General features: G+C 48.4%; 18 protein-coding genes and 1 pseudogene. 12 read left to right on the top strand and 7 right to left on the bottom strand.

All coding sequences use genetic code 11. The features are described 5' to 3' along the window. Nucleotides 1-25: 25 nt before the first annotated feature. Genes mnmA through rluE form a run of 4 tightly spaced genes read right to left on the bottom strand, consistent with a single transcriptional unit; the run spans nt 26 to nt 3,253 of the window. Nucleotides 26-1,132 carry a tRNA 2-thiouridine(34) synthase MnmA gene (gene mnmA, locus OGY08_RS17915; RefSeq protein ID WP_125362959.1) on the bottom strand — a complete coding sequence of 369 codons (1,107 nt, stop codon included), beginning with the start codon at nt 1,130-1,132 and terminating at the stop codon, nt 26-28. A gap of 53 nt (nt 1,133-1,185) precedes the next feature. Then, nucleotides 1,186-1,647, bottom strand: a complete 462-nt coding sequence (locus OGY08_RS17910) for an NUDIX hydrolase (RefSeq protein ID WP_125362960.1) — start codon at nt 1,645-1,647, stop codon at nt 1,186-1,188. A 9-nt stretch (nt 1,648-1,656) separates the two neighbouring features. Beyond that, entirely contained in the window at nt 1,657-2,595 is a 939-nt protein-coding gene (locus tag OGY08_RS17905; RefSeq protein WP_125362961.1) for a hypothetical protein, read from the bottom strand. A 34-nt stretch (nt 2,596-2,629) separates the two neighbouring features. After that, nucleotides 2,630-3,253, bottom strand: coding sequence for a 23S rRNA pseudouridine(2457) synthase RluE (rluE, locus tag OGY08_RS17900; protein ID WP_125362962.1), 624 nt, complete (start codon nt 3,251-3,253; stop codon nt 2,630-2,632). A gap of 202 nt (nt 3,254-3,455) precedes the next feature. Between rluE and icd the strand changes: the two genes are divergently transcribed. The 3 genes from icd (at nt 3,456) to OGY08_RS17885 (ending at nt 5,979) form a co-directional block, all read left to right on the top strand. Next, nucleotides 3,456-4,706 (top strand): NADP-dependent isocitrate dehydrogenase, encoded by a 1,251-nt coding sequence (icd, locus tag OGY08_RS17895; protein ID WP_003841892.1) that lies wholly within the window; start codon nt 3,456-3,458, stop codon nt 4,704-4,706. 522 nt (nt 4,707-5,228) lie between these two features. Next, on the top strand, nt 5,229-5,714 hold the full coding sequence (locus OGY08_RS17890; RefSeq protein WP_060683735.1) for an outer membrane beta-barrel protein: 486 nt from the start codon (nt 5,229-5,231) through the stop codon (nt 5,712-5,714). 10 nt (nt 5,715-5,724) lie between these two features. Continuing rightward, nucleotides 5,725-5,979 (top strand): hypothetical protein, encoded by a 255-nt coding sequence (locus tag OGY08_RS17885; RefSeq protein ID WP_060682337.1) that lies wholly within the window; start codon nt 5,725-5,727, stop codon nt 5,977-5,979. A 60-nt stretch (nt 5,980-6,039) separates the two neighbouring features. Here the strand turns inward: OGY08_RS17885 and OGY08_RS17880 are convergent. Next, nucleotides 6,040-6,162 (bottom strand): annotated as a pseudogene (locus OGY08_RS17880) (cytochrome b); the annotation flags it as partial. Nucleotides 6,163-6,246: 84 nt separating this feature from the next. Further along, entirely contained in the window at nt 6,247-6,519 is a 273-nt protein-coding gene (locus OGY08_RS17875; RefSeq protein WP_003832409.1) for a hypothetical protein, read from the bottom strand. Between the two features lie 241 nt (nt 6,520-6,760). Between OGY08_RS17875 and pdeG the strand changes: the two genes are divergently transcribed. Both pdeG and OGY08_RS17865 read left to right on the top strand, forming a co-directional pair. Further along, entirely contained in the window at nt 6,761-8,284 is a 1,524-nt protein-coding gene (gene pdeG, locus OGY08_RS17870) for a cyclic di-3',5'-guanosine monophosphate phosphodiesterase PdeG (protein WP_020996464.1), read from the top strand. A gap of 169 nt (nt 8,285-8,453) precedes the next feature. Next, the gene (locus OGY08_RS17865; protein ID WP_003832412.1) at nt 8,454-8,651 is read left to right on the top strand and encodes a hypothetical protein; all 198 of its coding nucleotides are present in this window, start codon (nt 8,454-8,456) and stop codon (nt 8,649-8,651) included. Between the two features lie 116 nt (nt 8,652-8,767). Here the strand turns inward: OGY08_RS17865 and OGY08_RS17860 are convergent, their stop codons facing one another. Continuing rightward, nucleotides 8,768-10,855, bottom strand: coding sequence for a TonB-dependent receptor (locus tag OGY08_RS17860; RefSeq protein WP_003832414.1), 2,088 nt, complete (start codon nt 10,853-10,855; stop codon nt 8,768-8,770). Nucleotides 10,856-11,251: 396 nt separating this feature from the next. Here OGY08_RS17860 and OGY08_RS17855 point away from each other — a divergent pair, with 396 nt between their 5' ends. The 7 genes from OGY08_RS17855 (at nt 11,252) to zinT (ending at nt 17,284) form a co-directional block, all read left to right on the top strand. Next, nucleotides 11,252-12,874, top strand: coding sequence for an ABC transporter substrate-binding protein (locus OGY08_RS17855; protein WP_122973783.1), 1,623 nt, complete (start codon nt 11,252-11,254; stop codon nt 12,872-12,874). Beyond that, nucleotides 12,874-13,848, top strand: a complete 975-nt coding sequence (locus tag OGY08_RS17850; RefSeq protein ID WP_125362963.1) for an ABC transporter permease — start codon at nt 12,874-12,876, stop codon at nt 13,846-13,848. Before OGY08_RS17855 ends, OGY08_RS17850 begins: the two co-directional genes overlap by 1 nt. Beyond that, entirely contained in the window at nt 13,838-14,650 is an 813-nt protein-coding gene (locus OGY08_RS17845; RefSeq protein ID WP_125362964.1) for an ABC transporter permease, read from the top strand. Before OGY08_RS17850 ends, OGY08_RS17845 begins: the two co-directional genes overlap by 11 nt. Further along, nucleotides 14,644-15,438, top strand: a complete 795-nt coding sequence (locus OGY08_RS17840) for an ATP-binding cassette domain-containing protein (RefSeq protein WP_125362965.1) — start codon at nt 14,644-14,646, stop codon at nt 15,436-15,438. The genes OGY08_RS17845 and OGY08_RS17840 overlap by 7 nt, the downstream gene beginning before the upstream one ends. Then, nucleotides 15,422-16,009, top strand: coding sequence for an ATP-binding cassette domain-containing protein (locus OGY08_RS17835; RefSeq protein WP_008784505.1), 588 nt, complete (start codon nt 15,422-15,424; stop codon nt 16,007-16,009). Before OGY08_RS17840 ends, OGY08_RS17835 begins: the two co-directional genes overlap by 17 nt. Before the next feature lie 31 nt (nt 16,010-16,040). Then, nucleotides 16,041-16,556, top strand: coding sequence for a phospholipase D family nuclease (locus OGY08_RS17830; protein WP_125362966.1), 516 nt, complete (start codon nt 16,041-16,043; stop codon nt 16,554-16,556). A 77-nt stretch (nt 16,557-16,633) separates the two neighbouring features. Further along, nucleotides 16,634-17,284, top strand: coding sequence for a metal-binding protein ZinT (gene zinT, locus OGY08_RS17825; RefSeq protein ID WP_003832427.1), 651 nt, complete (start codon nt 16,634-16,636; stop codon nt 17,282-17,284). The last annotated feature ends 129 nt before the right edge of the window (nt 17,285-17,413 follow it).

The raw sequence follows: 17,413 nt of genomic DNA, 5'->3' as shown, positions 1-17,413 counted from the left end.
TTCCTTGTATCAAATGTGTAAGTAATTATACCGGCAGAGGCAATCGTTGTTCGATAATGCCGCCGCCAAGGCACACTTCGCCATTGTAAAAGACAGCCGACTGACCCGGCGTGACCGCCGCGACTGGCTCGTCGAAAATGACTTCAATACGCTCTGCATCCAGTGCCTTAACGGTGCACGGAATGTCGGTCTGACGATAGCGGGTTTTCACCGTACAGCGCATGGTGCCGGTGAACGGTTCGCGATCGACCCAATGCAGCTGTTGCGCCACCAGGCCAACGGACATCAGACGTGGATGTTCATGCCCCTGAGCGACAACCAGAATGTTGTTCTCAACGTCTTTATCCACCACATACCATGGATCTTCTGTCCCTTCTTTCGTTCCGCCAATACCCAGACCTTTACGCTGACCTAAAGTGTGGTACATCAGCCCCTGGTGCTGGCCAATCTCTTCGCCGTCAACGGTGATGATTTTGCCTGGCTGAGCCGGCAGGTAACGACCAAGAAACTCGCGGAACTTACGTTCGCCAATGAAGCAGATGCCGGTGGAGTCTTTTTTCTTGGCCGTGATCAGACCAAGATCTTCGGCAATTTTACGCACCTGTGGTTTTTCCAGTTCGCCGACCGGGAACAGGCTTTGTGCGATTTGCTCATGGCCGAGCGTATAGAGGAAATAACTCTGGTCTTTATTGCCATCGAGCCCACGCAGCAGGCGGCTTTTGCCGTCGACATCCGCGCGACGCACGTAGTGACCGGTGGCGATGTAATCGGCACCTAAATCTTCGGCGGCAAACTCAAGGAAGGCTTTAAACTTAATTTCTTTATTGCACAGAATATCCGGGTTCGGCGTACGGCCCGCTTTGTACTCTTCAAGGAACAGTTCAAAGACGTTGTCCCAGTATTCTGCGGCAAAGTTGACGGTATGCAGTTCAATGCCGAGTTTTTCACAGACAGCCTGCGCATCCGCAAGGTCGGCGGCTGCTGTGCAGTATTCCTCGCCATCGTCCTCTTCCCAGTTCTTCATGAACAGGCCTTCTACCTGATAGCCCTGTTGTTGTAACAGCCAGGCAGAAACGGAGGAATCGACACCGCCGGACATGCCGACGATCACTTTTTTTGGGCTTTCAGACATAGGAATACTCACGACATTGAACTTCAAGGCGGCATATTCTAGCACGCAGCCCTTTACTTGACACCCTCTGTAAACGGCCAGTTAAATTCGCCGATCATGGCCAGTGGGTAGCGCTGTCCGCTCTGATAACAGCGAATACTCTCCGCAACCAACGGCGAACGCAGGTTTGGCGCAGAGAAAATCTCTTCTGCGCTGACCCAACGACAGCAATCTATATCGCTGTCATGAGGTTCTGTAGCGCACATATTGGCAAGCTCAATAGAGAAAAGAAAACGCAAAAAGGGCGTTCTGTCCGGTGCAATCCATTGATGCATACGAATGAAATGCTGCGGCTGCGCTTTAATGCCCGTTTCTTCCCACAGTTCGCGTGCTGCGGCTTGCACCAACGTTTCATCGGCTTCCAGGTGTCCTGCAGGCTGATTCCACAAGGCTTTGCCATTGATCGTTTCTTCAACGACTAAGAATTTATCTTCTGCATGCACAATGCAGGCGACCGTGATGTGCGGTTTGAACATATTTTCCCCTTATTCCTCAGCAAATCCTTCGGCAACATCTGGCCAGCTAATTTCGCCGCTGGCCTTGTCGATACTAATATAAGCCACAGGAGGCGACGTTTGCGGGTCGGCCCCTCCACGGCACAATGCGGTTTGATGATCCTCGCGCACGATAATCTCAATGGCCTTTTTAGCATTCCAGCTTTCATAAAAAATACATTGGTGGTCGTGACGTAGCCCAAGGGTGGCGACTCTCGTTGCCTTTTCTGTCGACAGCGGGTTGATGTCGTCGCGATAGTGGTCACCGCTGTTTATAGCCTGTAACTGCGACTTTTTTAACCAGCCGCGTATGATTTGGCGATCGGTGGTGTAATAGACCGCTTCCATAAAATCATCGTTGGATTGTTCTTGTACAGAGACGAGGTCGCCGGGCACTAAAAATACGGACGGGCTGCGACACTGTTCGGTTGGCATCGCATAGAACCATGCGCGGGTGTCTCCTGTTACCTGATAGTGGTTTGCGGAGGAGGAGGGTAAGAACCCGCGCTGCGACATCGCTTTATTTGCCCATGTCTGGCAAGACGCGCTTACTGCAAGCGGACTGGATAACGGCGTTAATCCATCTACCGAGACCCAGCCGGTGGCGAAGGTTCCTTTAGCGTCCCGATAACGTACGTAACGATAAGGCTCATCTTTGGAAAGCATGCCCGTGCTTTTGTAGCGCTGTGAACTCCTGAGCACCTCGACGGTGTCGCCATTGACCATGAACGCGGGGAGTTGACACTCTGTTGCTGGTGCAGAATAGAAATGCAGGCGTGAGTCGGTTTTTACTTTGGCAGACTCATAAAGGTAGTTTGCCTCTCCTGCTGCTGTTCCGGCAATCGTCTCACAGTCCAGTTTTGCTGAACAAAACGGTGACACGCCGAGCAGGATGAATGCTACAAAAAGCTGCTTATCCATTTTTTTCATTCTTCCCTGTTAACACTCACGTTAAACCGTACAGTTACGATTTCAGTTCCCGCCACTCGCCGTTAGCAAGATTTTCCAGCGTGTAATCCCCCATGGCATAGCGGATGAGGCGCAGCGTAGGAAATCCAACATGCGCTGTCATACGACGTACCTGACGGTTGCGACCTTCATATAAGGTAACTTTCAACCAGCTGGTGGGAATGTTTTTCCGTTCCCGAATCGGTGGATTTCTCGGCCACAGCCATACGGGTTCCTCCACTACTTCAATGCCTGCGGGTAGAGTGGGGCCATCATTGAGCGTTACTCCGTTACGCAGGGAGTCTAGCGCTTCTGCTGTCGGCTCACCTTCAACCTGGACGTAATAAATTTTCCCGGTACGCTTACCGGGTTGCGTTAACCGCGCCTGCAGAGCGCCGTCATTGGTCAGCACCAAAAGCCCTTCGCTGTCCCGGTCGAGTCGGCCCGCCGCATAAATTCCCGGCACGGGAATAAAATCTTTTAACGTGCTTCTGCCAGCCTCGTCAGTAAATTGTGGCAAAACATCGTAGGGTTTATTGAACAAAACCACGCGTTTTGGCTGGTTTTCTTTACGCTGCTTAGTGACTTGTCGTGAGCTGAATCGCTCAACCCGGTGATTTCTAAAAGAAGTTTTTTGCATGGTATTTTCAGATTATATCAATTGCCGCATTATAGCCTAAGAACGAGTGTCTTTCATGGCGGCGAACAATAGGGTAGTATTGACACGCTCATTACAAATCATTAACAAAAAGTTGCTCTAACGCATCCGTGTAGCAGGACGCAAACGCACATGCAGCGTGATGACAGACGAGCAGAACCAGAAGCGCTCGAAGGAGAGGTGAATGGAAAGCAAAGTAGTTGTTCCGGCGGAAGGTAAGAAGATCACCCTGCAAAACGGCAAACTCAACGTTCCTGAAAATCCGATTATCCCGTTCATTGAAGGCGACGGTATCGGCGTTGATGTAACCCCACCGATGATCAAAGTTGTCGATGCTGCTGTCGAGAAAGCCTATAAAGGCGAGCGTAAAATCTCCTGGATGGAAATCTACACCGGCGAGAAATCCACTCAGGTTTATGGCCAGGACGTCTGGCTGCCTGCTGAAACCTTAGATCTGATTCGTGAATATCGTGTTGCCATTAAAGGCCCTCTGACCACCCCTGTTGGCGGCGGTATTCGCTCTCTGAACGTAGCTCTGCGTCAGGAACTTGACCTGTATGTCTGCCTGCGTCCGGTGCGTTATTATCAGGGCACACCAAGCCCGGTTAAACACCCTGAACTGACCGACATGGTCATCTTCCGCGAAAACTCCGAAGACATCTACGCGGGTATCGAGTGGAAAGCTGACTCTGCCGATGCTGAGAAAGTGATTAAATTCCTGCGCGAAGAGATGGGCGTGAAGAAAATCCGCTTCCCGGAACATTGCGGTATTGGTATCAAACCGTGTTCTGAAGAAGGGACTAAACGTCTGGTACGTGCAGCGATTGAATACGCCATCGCCAACGATCGTGATTCAGTTACCCTGGTACACAAAGGCAACATCATGAAGTTCACCGAAGGCGCGTTCAAAGACTGGGGTTACCAGTTAGCGCGTGAAGAATTCGGTGGTGAACTGATCGACGGCGGTCCATGGGTGAAAATCAAGAACCCGAAAACCGGTAAAGAGATCGTGGTTAAGGACGTTATCGCCGATGCGTTCCTGCAACAGATCCTGCTGCGCCCGGCTGAGTATGACGTGATTGCCTGTATGAACCTGAACGGTGACTACATCTCCGATGCGCTGGCCGCACAGGTTGGTGGTATTGGTATCGCGCCGGGTGCAAACATCGGTGACGAATGCGCTCTGTTCGAAGCTACCCACGGTACTGCACCGAAGTATGCAGGTCAGGATAAAGTGAACCCAGGTTCCATCATTCTGTCTGCTGAAATGATGCTGCGCCATATGGGTTGGACCGAAGCGGCTGATTTAATTGTTAAAGGTATGGAAGGCGCGATCAACGCCAAGACCGTAACTTACGATTTCGAACGTCTGATGGACGGTGCTAAGTTGCTGAAATGTTCAGAGTTTGGTGACGCAATCATCGAAAACATGTAATCCAGATACTGGGTTGTATGAGAACGGGAGCCGAGTGGTTCCCGTTTTTTTTACCTGCAAAATGCTTTCCTGGCGCTCATACTATTAAACTCATTTAAATAGCACTGAAGATCAAATTTTTATCTTTGCCATTACAATTTTATTTTTTGATAAAAAATATCCATGGCTGTCAATATTTCTTTATTTAACTCTATTCGGGCATGAGAACTAACTATAATTGAGTGGTGTTTGTATCTTATTGATTATCAGATGGAAAATAATCATTTTAACAATAAGGAAAATATCGGGAATATGTAAAAGGAAGAAGCGTTTTAAGATTTTTTACTCTAATTTTAAATCCATTTTTATCAGCGTGTTATGACAGTTGATTATTCTGAATATTAGTAATGTCCAAAAAAGAACATTTTCTCCGATTGATGTTTTTTTACCTTTCTGTTTTTCTGTTGGCAACATGCTTGAGAAATAAAATTCAAAGCATGATTCCTTATTATGTGTGTTACTTACTATTAGTTGATGATGAAAATGGTTATTAAAATGCTAAGTTTAAAAACAGGTTTAGTGGCTGTTACATTATGTTTTGCTATGACAGTTTATGCAGGAGAAAGCGTAGTCACCGGCGGTTATGTACATACCCGGACAGATGGACAGAACCTTAATGGTTTTAACGCTAAATATGGTTATACCCCAGATGAGAGTGATTTTGGTGTTATGACATCCTTAACCATTTCAGCAAATGACGATAATGATATAGATCGTGGTTATGGTTCTGCATTAGTCGGCGCAAGTTATAAAGTAAATGATGTGGTAAAACCTTATGTAATGGCGGGTATTGGGAGAGGTGCGATCAAAGCTAATGGTGAAACTGACACTTCTACAGGTTTTGCCTATGGCGCTGGTATTCAGTTTACCCCCATTGCAGGTTTCACTGTTGATGCAGGCTATGAAGGTTCTAAGGTCTTTGGCGCACAAGCTAATAGTATTGTAGTCGGCGCCGGCTGGACATTCTAAGGTTATTTATATGAATAAATTAATGATAATATTGGTTGCGTTTTCTGCTGTTTCATTGATGTCTGGTTGTGTATCAGAAGAACAACGCTTAGCAAAGTGCGAAGCGAAGGGAATTAGCCGTGATGTTTGTTATCACGAAGAAAAAGAATATTGGAATAATTACAGTGCTAATATGAGTCGACTGCAGGCCGCTAATACACAAGCGGATGCTTTCAAAGAGGCTATGAGTGATCACAAGAAACATAAGCATTATGATGACGATTAATATTTAAGAACATGCACATACGGTCTTGAGTGCTTATGTTCTTGATATTTTAATCATCTATTAATTATTCAAATGGTTATGCTCAGGCATCACTCTCAAAAGCGTATTATCCTTCTGTATATAGTGATGAAATAATGCAGCGCCGGCATGGGCTGCAATTAGAAAGTAGCAGATATCGGCGAACTGACTTCCCCCAAAGCCAGAGTTTTTTTTGATAACCATGGCCTTACTTTGGTTTGAGAAAAACGCTTCGTCTGCTGTGTGCGATCATTCTTTTGATGAAAGTTTGTACGGAAATACATGCAGAGCGTTGGCTGCGATGGGATAAACGCCCAGGCCTTCTGTTCTGGCTTTGATTTCCTCGAAAGAGAGTGAAGGGGAGGGTTCTCGTCCGCCCCACAGATTAATGCCTTCAGGAACATCGTCCCGGCTGTACTCCTCGGCGATCTCGATGGTTCCGCCACTATTCAATTCGATGACAACGCTTTTTCCGTCAACAGGAATCAGGTGCCCGTCATTGTCAGTGATAAAGATTTTCATTTGATTACCTCTTATTAGTGCATTCCTATGATAGCAAAATTGGATGAGGTGCAACGCCGGTTTTGTACTGCAAATTTCAGTAATGATTTTATCAATAAATTAGTAAGTTACGTTGTTATTGAGGAAATGTGACTGGGCGCATGGCGGCTTTTGTTTCTGTCTACCATGCTCTGTAGATATAAATTAGAACACGTCAATGCTCATCGCAACGACCGATCGGCTTTCACCACAGGATATGAGAATGCGCAAAGCACTTTTACCGGTAACTGCTGCGGTGTGTCTTTTTTTAATCGGTGTTTTTATTCTTAATATGCAGCTTTGGTATTCATCTTCGATGGAAAACCTCGGGGGGGCCAGATATGCCGCGAAAAATATGGATAACATACTTGATGAAGCTTTCCAGGCAACCCGTACCGCTATGAACATCGCTGAAAAAAAATGCGATTTGGAGGGGCAATACCAACTTGGAACCGAAGCTGCGCTCCGACCCCATTTGCGAACGCTGATCATTATTCGACAGGGGAAGGTTTGGTGTACATCTTTGCCGGGTAATCGGATATTACTTAAGCATATTCCCGTTATAGCTGATACTAATTTACAACTGACTCCCGCAAGCAATACCGAGAATGAAATACCTGTTCTGCTGTATCAAACACGTTTTCACACAGGCCGTATCATCGTCACCATAAGTGGCGTGCATATCCGAGGGGCAATGAATGTCCCGTTAGCGGGAGTAACGTACTCGTTGCTTGTGGGTGACGCAGCACTCGGTTTATTGGGCGATGTAAAAACCGTTACAACAAGCGCACGTGCGTCTGGTCAAGTTAATTCCGCAAAGTATCCGTTCAGTATTATTTATAATAAACCGCCACTGTTTAGTGCAAAAAGACTGGTTACACAGGGTTCAGGGATTCTGGTTTTTATCCTGTTAATGTCTTTTGCAGCCGCTTATGCCATTGATAAGTATCTGAACAAGAACGATACCCCTGAAGAAACGTTGCGCAGGGCGATAGTAAAAGGAGAGATCGTGCCTTTTTATCAACCTATCGTAAATGGTCGCGAGGGGACGTTACGCGGTGTTGAAGTGCTGGCCCGATGGAAACATCCAAAAGCCGGGTATATTTCTCCTGCATCCTTTATACCTGTAGCGGAAAAATCAGGCCTGATAGTGCCACTAACTCAAAGTCTGATGAGGCAGGTCGCTGCGAATATGAACGCCATTGCCAGCAAACTGCCATCCGGCTTCCATGTCGGCATTAACTTCAGCGCATCCCATATCACATCCCCTACATTCGTGCAGGAGTGCCTGCATTACAGGGATAGCTTTAACCGCGATGACCTCAATCTGGTAATCGAAGTTACTGAGCGCGAGCCGTTAGATGTGGATGAAGATCTTGTGCAGAGGCTCAATATCCTGCATGAGAATGGCTTTGTGATTGCGCTGGATGATTTTGGTACGGGCTATTCTGGGCTTTCTTATTTGCATGACCTGCACATTGATTACATTAAAATCGATCAGAGCTTTGTGGGAAGGGTAAATGAGCTTCCCGATTCAACCCGAATTTTGGATTGTGTTCTCGATTTGGCGCGCAAGCTGTCTTTAAGCATCGTTGCTGAAGGGGTTGAAACGAAGGCTCAGCTTGATTATCTCAACAAAAACAACATTGTTTTCCTGCAAGGGTACTATTTCTATAAACCAGTAACCTTCACTGAGTTCGTCATGATTCTGCTGTCAAAGCCTAAAGTGAAGGTTTTTGTCGAATAAATACAAGATAACCTAATTGATGAAAAGTGAGCATGAAATCTGCTTCGGTAGCAAAAATCCGACGATTATCTTTATCGTGAGGCAAATCTCGGATTCTGTTATTTAAAATCTATACCCTTATCGATGTGGTGGTTATTTGTGTTTTCATATACAGCAACTGGATAATGGTATGGCAGATATAACATTCGCGATGGAGCGTGATTCAAGTCACAAAGCGGCGAAAAATAAGTTGGATGTGCGAAGCAAAGCGAAGAACACAAATCGCAATCAGCTTGCGATTGCCGCAGTCCTGTTTTTAGGCGGTATCGTCGGGATTATTGTTTTGGCATTATATCTAATGGTGCAGGAAGGGGTATTTCTGTATTAATTGTTTAAATATTCTTATATGTTAAAATAAGATGATGATTATATCTTGTGTCTTCTCTCAATAATATTCTGCTGGTCGGGGTATTAGTGTGCCCCGACCAACAGGATCTTATAAAATTAGAACTGATAATTTAAAGACACCCAGTAGTTACGACCAGGGTTTACGTATCCGGTAGTGGATTGTGCAGTCTGATAATAATCACCTGCGTAGGTACTATTACGCCCCACCTGGTACAATTTGACCTCACTAAAGTCTTTATCCAGCACGTTATTAACCGCCGTATTAAGCGTCAGATCTTTAGTCAGCTTATAAGACATCCCCATATCGACAACGGTCCAGGCTTTTAAATCAGCGCCTTTATCGTCATAGACGGCCTTTTGTACCGCGCTAAGGTTGTCGTAATTTTCGGTAAAGCGTGGGGCTTTGCCGCGATAACGTGCGCTGAGCCAGGCGTTCATATCTTCCGTTGCCTGCCAGTTCAGACGGGCGTTAGCCATATGTTTTGGGGTGTAACTTAATGGCGCGCCTTTATTGTCACCATCTTTTTGCTTGCTCTGAGTGTAGGTGTAGTTGAGAGATAGGGTCAGCACATCCGACCATAGAGGGAAGGTGCTGGCAAATTCAACGCCATCGGTCCTCGCCTTGCCGCTGTTGGTATAGCTGTTGGTATTATCATCGATAGAATATGAGACAATTTTATTTTTGTATTCGGTATAGAAGCCGGTAATGTTGGCGTTAAGCCCGGCGTCGTTCTCGTAATACAGCCCGGTTTCGTAGCTGATACTTTCCTCAGGTTTGAGGTCCGGGTTACCGACCGTATTCACCGTTCCCTGTGCGGTTACACCGCTGATCCCGTTATGCAACTGGCTTAGTGATGGTGCTTTATAACCTGTCGTTACGCCGCCTTTGAGCGTCCAGGCGTCGGAAACGTCCCAGACCATATAGGCACGCGGGCTGAGATGACCGCCAAAGACATCGTTATGCTCATAGCGTGTTCCTGCGGTTAAGGCCAGCGAGTCGAGAATATGCCATTCATCTTCCGCATAAGCTGCCCACGTTTTTTGATGGAACGTCTCGCCGGTATTGGCCAGTACCACACCATCTTTCATCCGTGCATCCCAGTATTCTCCGCCAAGGGTTAAGAGGTGTGAATCACCTAATGGCGTCAGCAGCACTGAGTCAAGAATGACGTTGGTGTTCTTCAGTTCACGCGCGTCACCGGCCCGGCCTGCGTTCTCTGGTGTGAGTGCGGAAGATACCAATTGTCGGCCTTTGTTTTCGGTTTCATTCCAGCCGAGGGAGGATTTCCAGGTGCCGAACGTTAAGGCTGTATCGTGGCCGAGGGTCACTTTGTTACGCTCATAGCGTAGCGTTTTATCATACCCCCCTGTCAGGTTACCCAACTGCCCGTCATCGTTGTCATAGCGCTGTCTCGCGGAGTCGAGATCTAACCACAGCGTATTGTTCTCATTGGTTTTCCAGTCGAGGCGCGTGCCAATATTATAGTTTTCCGATTCGGTAGGATAAGGTACGCGGGTGGAGGAGGTATCGCTGAGGGAGGTGACGCTGGAACCCTGACGCTGGGTTGTGCTCCCCCGAACCTGCATATCCAGTACGCCCGCAATCAACGGGCCGCTTGACCAGAAGTTGGCGACCGTACTGTTACCCCATTTATTACTCTCTTGCAGGTTAACGCCGGTATTGATGGAAGTGCTCCATTTATCGGTGCTTTTTTTGGTGATGATATTCACCACGCCACCGATTGCGTCGGACCCATAAAGCGTCGACATCGGGCCGCGGATCACCTCAATATGATCGATCGCCGCCAGCGGGGGCATAAAGCTGGTATTCATGGCAGAGAAGCCGTTTGGCGTTACGTCGCTGCTGCCGTTTTGACGAATACCGTCAATCAGGATCAAGGTATAGCTGGCAGGCATGCCACGGATGCTGATCTCCAGACCGCCGGTTTTACCGGTGCTGCTTTCAACATCTACCCCTTCAACGGAACGCAGGGCTTCACCTAAGTCATTATATTTATTGGTTTGTAACTCTTGCTGCGAAATAACAGAGACGCTGGCGGCGGCATTGGTGATTTTCTTTTCATAACCGGAAGCGGTTACCACCATGACATCTTCAGCAAATACCAGGGGGCTGGAAAATCCTAAACAGGACAGAACGACAGAGGCAACAGGTTTTAAACGCATAGTCAAACTTCCTTTGTTAAAAATTCAAAGGCAGTAAGATAATTGATGGAAATGATAATACAAATAATTATCATTACAAATTTACATAACTTGTCACTTCTGGTGTTTTTCTTGAATAAATATACATAAATTGTCATGAGTTTTAGATAAGGAATTAGCAGGAAGGGCCAATAGTCCGCACAGGCAATTATTAGTTCGGGATTAATATTCCTGTGAATAAATGGCGAGGGATTAATCTATTTTCTGAGATTCACATCGTACTCATAACGGAGTATCAGAAAAAAGTATGATAATTTTAGAAAATCGTCATACTTTTCTGCGCCGCATCATTTTTTTCATCATTTCTGTCCGCCATAATCCCTTCCCCAGGAGACTGCTTAACGACGGTAAATCGTTATGCGGCATAAAAATAACGTAAATCTGGATAACATAATGATCAAAGGCAAGCTGGCACTGCTTACGTGCGCATTGACTCTCGCATTAACTTCACCACTTCTTGCCGCGCAAAATGCGAACGAAGGGCAGACGTTAAAACTGGCAATTGGCCCAGAACCAACGGAAGGGTTTGACCCGATGCTGGGCTGGAGTCATGGCAGCTATTTGCTTTTGCATGCACCATTATTAAAACAAAATGCAGATATGAGCTGGGGAAACCTGCTGACGGAAAAAGTAGAGACCAGCGCAGACGGCAAAACCTGGACGTTGACGTTAAAACCTGACCTTAAATTCTCTGATGGTTCCCCGCTAACCGCTGAAGATGTGGTGTTCACCTATAACAAAGCAGCAAAAAGCGGCGGCAAAATCGACATGGGAAACTTCACCCATGCCAGCCTGAAAGATAATCGCACGGTAGAAATTACGCTAAATAGCCCACAGAGCACCTTTGTGAATGTGCTGGGTTCTTTGGGTATTGTTCCGGCGAAACGGTATGACGAAAAAACATTTGCCAAAAATCCGATTGGCGCGGGTCCTTATCGACTGGTGAGTTTTCAGCCGGGACAGCAGTTGATCGTGGAGGCTAACCCCTGGTATGCCGGTAAGAAAAATGATTTCAGTAAGCTGGTGTTTGTCTTCCTTGATGAAGATAACGCTTATGCCGCAGCGCGCAGTGGCCAACTGGGACTCGTACGTATCGCGCCGTCGATGGCGGTCGCTCCTCAGCAGACAAATTTGAAACTTTGGGTACGCGATAGCGTGGAAAACCGGGGCATTGTGTTCCCGATGGTTCCTGCAGGTAAAAAAGACGCCAATGGCTATCCGATTGGGAACGATATCACTGCCGATGTTGCCATCAGGCGCGCCATCAACTATGCCATCGACCGTAAGCAGCTTGCCGATCAGGTCATGGAGGGTCATGCGATTCCTGCGTATAGCGCAGTGCAGGGGCTGCCATGGCAGGGGCAATCCGTTGCGTTCAAAGATGGTGATAGCGAAAAAGCACGTACGATTCTGGAAGAAGCCGGCTGGAAGGTAGGTAAAGATGGCGTGCGAGTGAAAGACGGCAAAGAGGCTCGACTGACTTTATGGTACGCCAGCGGTGACAGTACGCGCCGGGATTTAGCCGAAGCTGTTCGCGCAATGCTGGAGCCGGTGGGTATTCAGATCTCGCTGCAATCAGGAAGCTGGGAAACCGTTGAACGTCACATGCATGCGAACCCGACGTTATTTGGTTGGGGAAGCTTGGATCCGATGGAGCTTTTCCATCATTACAGTAATCAGGCCGCGGGCGTGGAATATTACAACCCAGGCTATTACAGCAATCCTGTTGTTGAACAGCACCTTAAACAGGCTATCGACGCCCCAGACTGGCAAAAGGCGTTGCCTTTCTGGCAACAGGTGGAGTGGGATGGTAAGCAAGGGGCTGGCGTGCAGGGCGATGCTGCCTGGGCATGGCTGCTGAATATTCAGCATACCTACCTGGCAAATCCGTGTATTGATTTAGGCAAAGGCGCACCGGAGATTCACGGTAGCTGGTCACTGCTCAATAATCTGGACGAATGGACCTGGACCTGCCGTTGATGAAGTCTGTTGTGGGCCATTTTCTACGGCTGATAGTGTTATTAGTGCTGGTTGCGGCTGGCACTTTTGTGCTGCTCAGCTTTTCTCCAGTCGATCCGATTCGTGCTTATATCGGCAACGATCTCCTGCATGTGCCGCCGGAGCAATATGCACGCATTGCTGCTCGCTGGGGATTGGACCAGCCGCTATGGGAGCGTTTTGGTCACTGGTTTGTTCGTGTATTGCAGGGCGATCTCGGCTATTCCATGTTGTTTAATGCGCCGGTTGCCAGCGTGATCAAAGAACGCTTTTCCACCTCGTTTGCGCTGCTTGGCGGCGCGTGGCTACTCTCCGGCATATTGGGAACGGCAATGGGATTTGTCGCGGGTCGCTACCTGAATCGCTGGCCGGACAAAGCAATCTGTCGCATCAGCTATCTGCTTTCTTCGCTGCCGACCTTCTGGATTGGCATGTTGCTGCTGGCGTTATTTGCCGTGCGCTGGCCGGTATTTCCGGTCTGCTGCGCGTGGGAGCCGGGCAACAGCGGCGATATGGCGACGCTGACCGAGCGTCTGCGTCATCTGGTGCTTCCCGTTTGCGCGCTCAGTTTGCTGGGGCTGGGACAAATTACGCTTCATACGCGGGAAAGCATCGCCAGCGTAATGAAAAGCGAATTTGTCCGTTTTGCGCATTCCCAGGGAGATAAAGGCTGGTCACTGTTACGCCATCAGGTTCTGCGTCATGCAATTACGCCTGCGCTGTGTTTGCAGTTTGCCTCACTGGGAGAACTGTTGGGAGGTGCACTATTGGCCGAAAAAGTCTTTGCTTACCCAGGACTGGGGCAGGCCACTATTGATGCCGGGTTACGCGGCGATCTGCCGTTACTGATGGGGATTGTGTTGTTCAGTACCATACTGGTGTTCATTGGCAACTCGCTGTCAACCTGGCTTGTCCGTATGTTGAACCGTGCTCTGGAGCGACCTGATGCTCTATAACCCGACGCCGACGCTAATTCGTCTTTTGTTCTCTTTTAGCTGCCTGTTATTCATTGCAGTGTATGGTGCCGCAATGCTGGATAACCCGTTGAGCGTTAATCTGCTTGCCCGTCATCTTCCACCTGATGCGATGTACTGGTTTGGCACCGATAACCTCGGTCGCGATCTGTGGATCCGTTGTTTTCAGGGGGCACTAACCAGTCTGCAAATTGGTATTGGTGCGGCGTTGTGCAGCGGTTTCATTGCGTTAATGATGGCGGCGGTTTCGCGCATACATCCGCGTCTGGATGTGCTTATGCGTCTAATTACTGATGCCATGCTGTCGATGCCGCATCTGCTGTTGCTTATTTTGATCTGTTTTACGCTGGGGGGCGGGAAAAACGGGGTAATCATGGCGGTTGCACTAACGCACTGGCCGCGTCTGGCGCTGATCCTGCGTGCTGAAGCGCAGCGCGTGGCCCACAGTGACTATCTGACGTTGACCTGGCGTCTGGGACACGGCCATTTTTACTGCTGGCGGCATCACTATCTACCGGCGTTATTACCCCAGTGGCTAACGGGAACATTGCTGATGTTTCCCCACTCGGTGTTGCACAGCGCGGCGTTAAGCTTCCTCGGTTTTGGACTGGCGCCGCATGAACCGTCACTGGGCCTGCTGCTGGCGGATGCGCTGCGGTTTATCAGTCATGGTGACTGGTGGTTAGTGCTGTTTCCTGGACTGATGCTGTTCAGTCTGGTGATGTTATTCGATCAGCTCGCAAGGGCGGTGCATCGTTTGTGGTTACGAGGTGACGCATGTTGAGTTTAAGGCAGGTCTCGCTGGACGTGGCGCGTTATCGCTGGTACGGCGCGAAAAACTGGTCTTCGCTGTTGCAGGATATCTCTTTCGACGTAGCGCCTGGTCAGATGGTGGCGCTAGTTGGAGGAAGTGGAGAAGGTAAAAGCCTGTTGCTGCAATGTCTACTCGATCTCTTACCAGACAATTTGCGTTTCAACGGCGTTATTACCCTGGAAGGTAAAACGCTGTGCAGTGATGATATTCGCAAATGTCGTGGCAATACCTTCAGCTACGTCCCGCAAGGTATTCAGGCACTTAACCCGCTGCTATCAATTGAAAAGCATCTGCGCAGGGCATGCCAGCTTTCTGACCAGCAATGGAATGCCGGAAAAATTGAACGATTGCTCCAGCGTAGCCGACTGGAAAGTCGCGTATTAGATGCTTTTCCGCGTCAGCTTTCAGGCGGTATGGCAAAACGTGTTCTGGCTTGTCATGCGTCTCTGAGTCAGGCTCGCTATATTCTGGCGGATGAAATTACCGCCTGGCTTGATGCACCTCTCGCTAATCAACTGCTTGAACAGTTGCGTGAACAATGTGAGCAAGGGGCTGGCGTTTTATGGGTAACACATGACCTCACGCTGGCGGCCCGCCATGCGGATCGTATTGTCGCGCTGCATCAGGGAAGAGTGTCGGATAACGTCAGCCGGGAACAGTTGTTACGCGGAGAGATTAGCGAACACCTGCAACGACAATGGCGGGCGCTGCCTGAAAGAAATCAACTTTTTGGAGAGCGCGATGCTGTGCTGTCGTGATGTAACGATCCGTCAGGGGGAAAAGGTTCTGTGGCAAAATCTGACCTTTTCTCTACGCCCTGGAGAACGTATTGGGATTTGTGCGCCCAGTGGAACTGGCAAAACGACGCTGGGACGCGTGCTGGCGGGCTGGCAGAAACCAACTTCCGGTGACATTCTGATTGATGACCAACCGTTGCCGATGCACCAGTATTGCCCGGTGCAACTGGTGCCACAGCATCCGGAATTAACTTTTAACCCCCGACGCAGCACCGGTGATGCGGTGCATGATGCATGGCGACCGGATGCTGCAATGCTTACCCGTCTTCACATCAATCCAGAGTGGTTAACCCGCCGTCCCGGACAACTTTCTGGTGGTGAACTGGCGCGAATTGCTTTACTTCGCGCGCTGGACCCGCGGACACGTTTTCTTATTGCCGATGAAATTACAGCCCAGCTTGATCCTTCTATTCAACGGGATATCTGGGCGCTGCTGCTTGAAGAATCTCAGCGTCGACCATTGGGTATGCTCATTATCAGTCATCAGCAGGCGCTGCTTGATCAGATCTGCACGCGAGCGCTACTCTCTTAGGTCTCTTTCGCATTTCAGGCAAATAACTAACGTGATCGTAAAAACTATCGCTGTGGCTGCGCTAATGTACGGGGCGGGTGCTTTTGCAGCTCATGCTTCCATTCAGGTGGGTTTTTCACCGGAAGGGTCGGCTCGGGCTTTAGTGCTGGATTCAATTAAGCATGCGCAGCACAGCATCGATATGATGGCTTATTCATTTCAGTCTGCAGATATTGTTCAGGCCCTGGTAAACGCTGAAAAGAGAGGCGTAGTGGTTCGGGCTGTTATCGATAAGAAACGTAACGAGGGCAAGGTTAGCCAGAAGGCCATCGCTTTTGCTGCCGCGAATGGGGTTGATGTGCAACTGGATGGTCACTACCACATCCAGCATGACAAGGTAATGATTATTGATGGCGACACGCTGGAAACCGGTTCATTCAACTTTGCCAAATCCGCAGAATTTGCCAACTCTGAAAATGTGTTAGTTATTCGTGACGAACCTGCCGTTGTTGCGCAGTATCAGGCCCATTTTGACAGCCGTTGGAAAATCGCGCACCAGAGCGGTTAAAAACTTCACAACGCCGTTGATTTAAATGTGATGTTATATTATAACAACTCGCTCACAAATGATTTGAGGGTGAAATTTTGGCTATTCGTTTTAAGAAACTGACAATCGCTCTGGGGATGCTTTTAGTCAGTAGTTCGGTTCTGGCGCATGGTCATCATTCCCATGGTGCGCCAATGAGTGAAGCAGAACAAAAGGCGTCGGAGGGGGTATTTGATGATAACCAGGTGCAGAACAGGGCGCTGACCGACTGGGATGGCATGTGGCAATCTGTTTATCCGTATCTGGTCAGCGGCGAACTTGATCCAGTATTCAAAAAGAAAGCGGAGAAAGATAAAAGCAAAACGGCAGAACAAATCAAAGCGTATTACCGTACAGGCTATGCAACCAACGTAGACACTATCGGTATTGAAAATGGCGTGATGGAGTTTCATACCGGGAATCAGGTTGCATCATGTAAATACGACTACGCCGGATATAAGATCCTGAATTATAAATCAGGCAAGAAAGGTGTACGGTATCTGTTTGAGTGTAAAGCCGCTGACAGCAAAGCGCCTAAATATGTGCAATTTAGCGATCATATTATCGCGCCGCGTAAATCGAGCCACTTCCATATCTTTATGGGAAATACCTCGCAGGCAGCCTTGCTTGAAGAGATGGAAAACTGGCCTACCTATTACCCTTATCAGTTGAAGGGAGAAGAGGTTGTGGATGAGATGCTGCACCATTAATCCGGGCTAAGCTTATCTGTACACACCCGTCACCAGTGGCGGGTTTTTTAATTCATAACCTTCTCTTTCCATCACCCGATGCATTCGTTAGCATATTGTATCGCAGCAAGTGCATGTGTTTTTTCAGGA

Source organism: Citrobacter sp. Cpo069, from assembly GCF_030332785.1.
Lineage (GTDB): Bacteria > Pseudomonadota > Gammaproteobacteria > Enterobacterales > Enterobacteriaceae > Citrobacter > Citrobacter portucalensis.
The sequence above is the reverse complement of the archived record's forward strand: the minus strand, read 5'-3'. Positions and strand labels throughout refer to the sequence as shown.

Excerpts from the sequence above, each read along its gene's own strand:
- OGY08_RS17885 (WP_060682337.1), top strand. The coding sequence starts at position 5,725 with ATGAATAAATTAATGATAATATTGGTTGCGTTTTCTGCTGTTTCATTG.
- OGY08_RS17860 (WP_003832414.1), bottom strand. The coding sequence starts at position 10,855 with ATGCGTTTAAAACCTGTTGCCTCTGTCGTTCTGTCCTGTTTAGGATTT.
- rluE (WP_125362962.1), bottom strand. The coding sequence starts at position 3,253 with ATGCAAAAAACTTCTTTTAGAAATCACCGGGTTGAGCGATTCAGCTCA.
- OGY08_RS17865 (WP_003832412.1), top strand. The coding sequence starts at position 8,454 with ATGGCAGATATAACATTCGCGATGGAGCGTGATTCAAGTCACAAAGCG.
- mnmA (WP_125362959.1), bottom strand. The coding sequence starts at position 1,132 with ATGTCTGAAAGCCCAAAAAAAGTGATCGTCGGCATGTCCGGCGGTGTC.
- OGY08_RS17845 (WP_125362964.1), top strand. The coding sequence starts at position 13,838 with ATGCTCTATAACCCGACGCCGACGCTAATTCGTCTTTTGTTCTCTTTT.
- OGY08_RS17840 (WP_125362965.1), top strand. The coding sequence starts at position 14,644 with ATGTTGAGTTTAAGGCAGGTCTCGCTGGACGTGGCGCGTTATCGCTGG.
- OGY08_RS17910 (WP_125362960.1), bottom strand. The coding sequence starts at position 1,647 with ATGTTCAAACCGCACATCACGGTCGCCTGCATTGTGCATGCAGAAGAT.
- OGY08_RS17835 (WP_008784505.1), top strand. The coding sequence starts at position 15,422 with ATGCTGTGCTGTCGTGATGTAACGATCCGTCAGGGGGAAAAGGTTCTG.
- pdeG (WP_020996464.1), top strand. The coding sequence starts at position 6,761 with ATGCGCAAAGCACTTTTACCGGTAACTGCTGCGGTGTGTCTTTTTTTA.
- OGY08_RS17905 (WP_125362961.1), bottom strand. The coding sequence starts at position 2,595 with ATGAAAAAAATGGATAAGCAGCTTTTTGTAGCATTCATCCTGCTCGGC.
- OGY08_RS17890 (WP_060683735.1), top strand. The coding sequence starts at position 5,229 with ATGGTTATTAAAATGCTAAGTTTAAAAACAGGTTTAGTGGCTGTTACA.
- OGY08_RS17850 (WP_125362963.1), top strand. The coding sequence starts at position 12,874 with ATGAAGTCTGTTGTGGGCCATTTTCTACGGCTGATAGTGTTATTAGTG.
- OGY08_RS17855 (WP_122973783.1), top strand. The coding sequence starts at position 11,252 with ATGCGGCATAAAAATAACGTAAATCTGGATAACATAATGATCAAAGGC.
- OGY08_RS17875 (WP_003832409.1), bottom strand. The coding sequence starts at position 6,519 with ATGAAAATCTTTATCACTGACAATGACGGGCACCTGATTCCTGTTGAC.
- icd (WP_003841892.1), top strand. The coding sequence starts at position 3,456 with ATGGAAAGCAAAGTAGTTGTTCCGGCGGAAGGTAAGAAGATCACCCTG.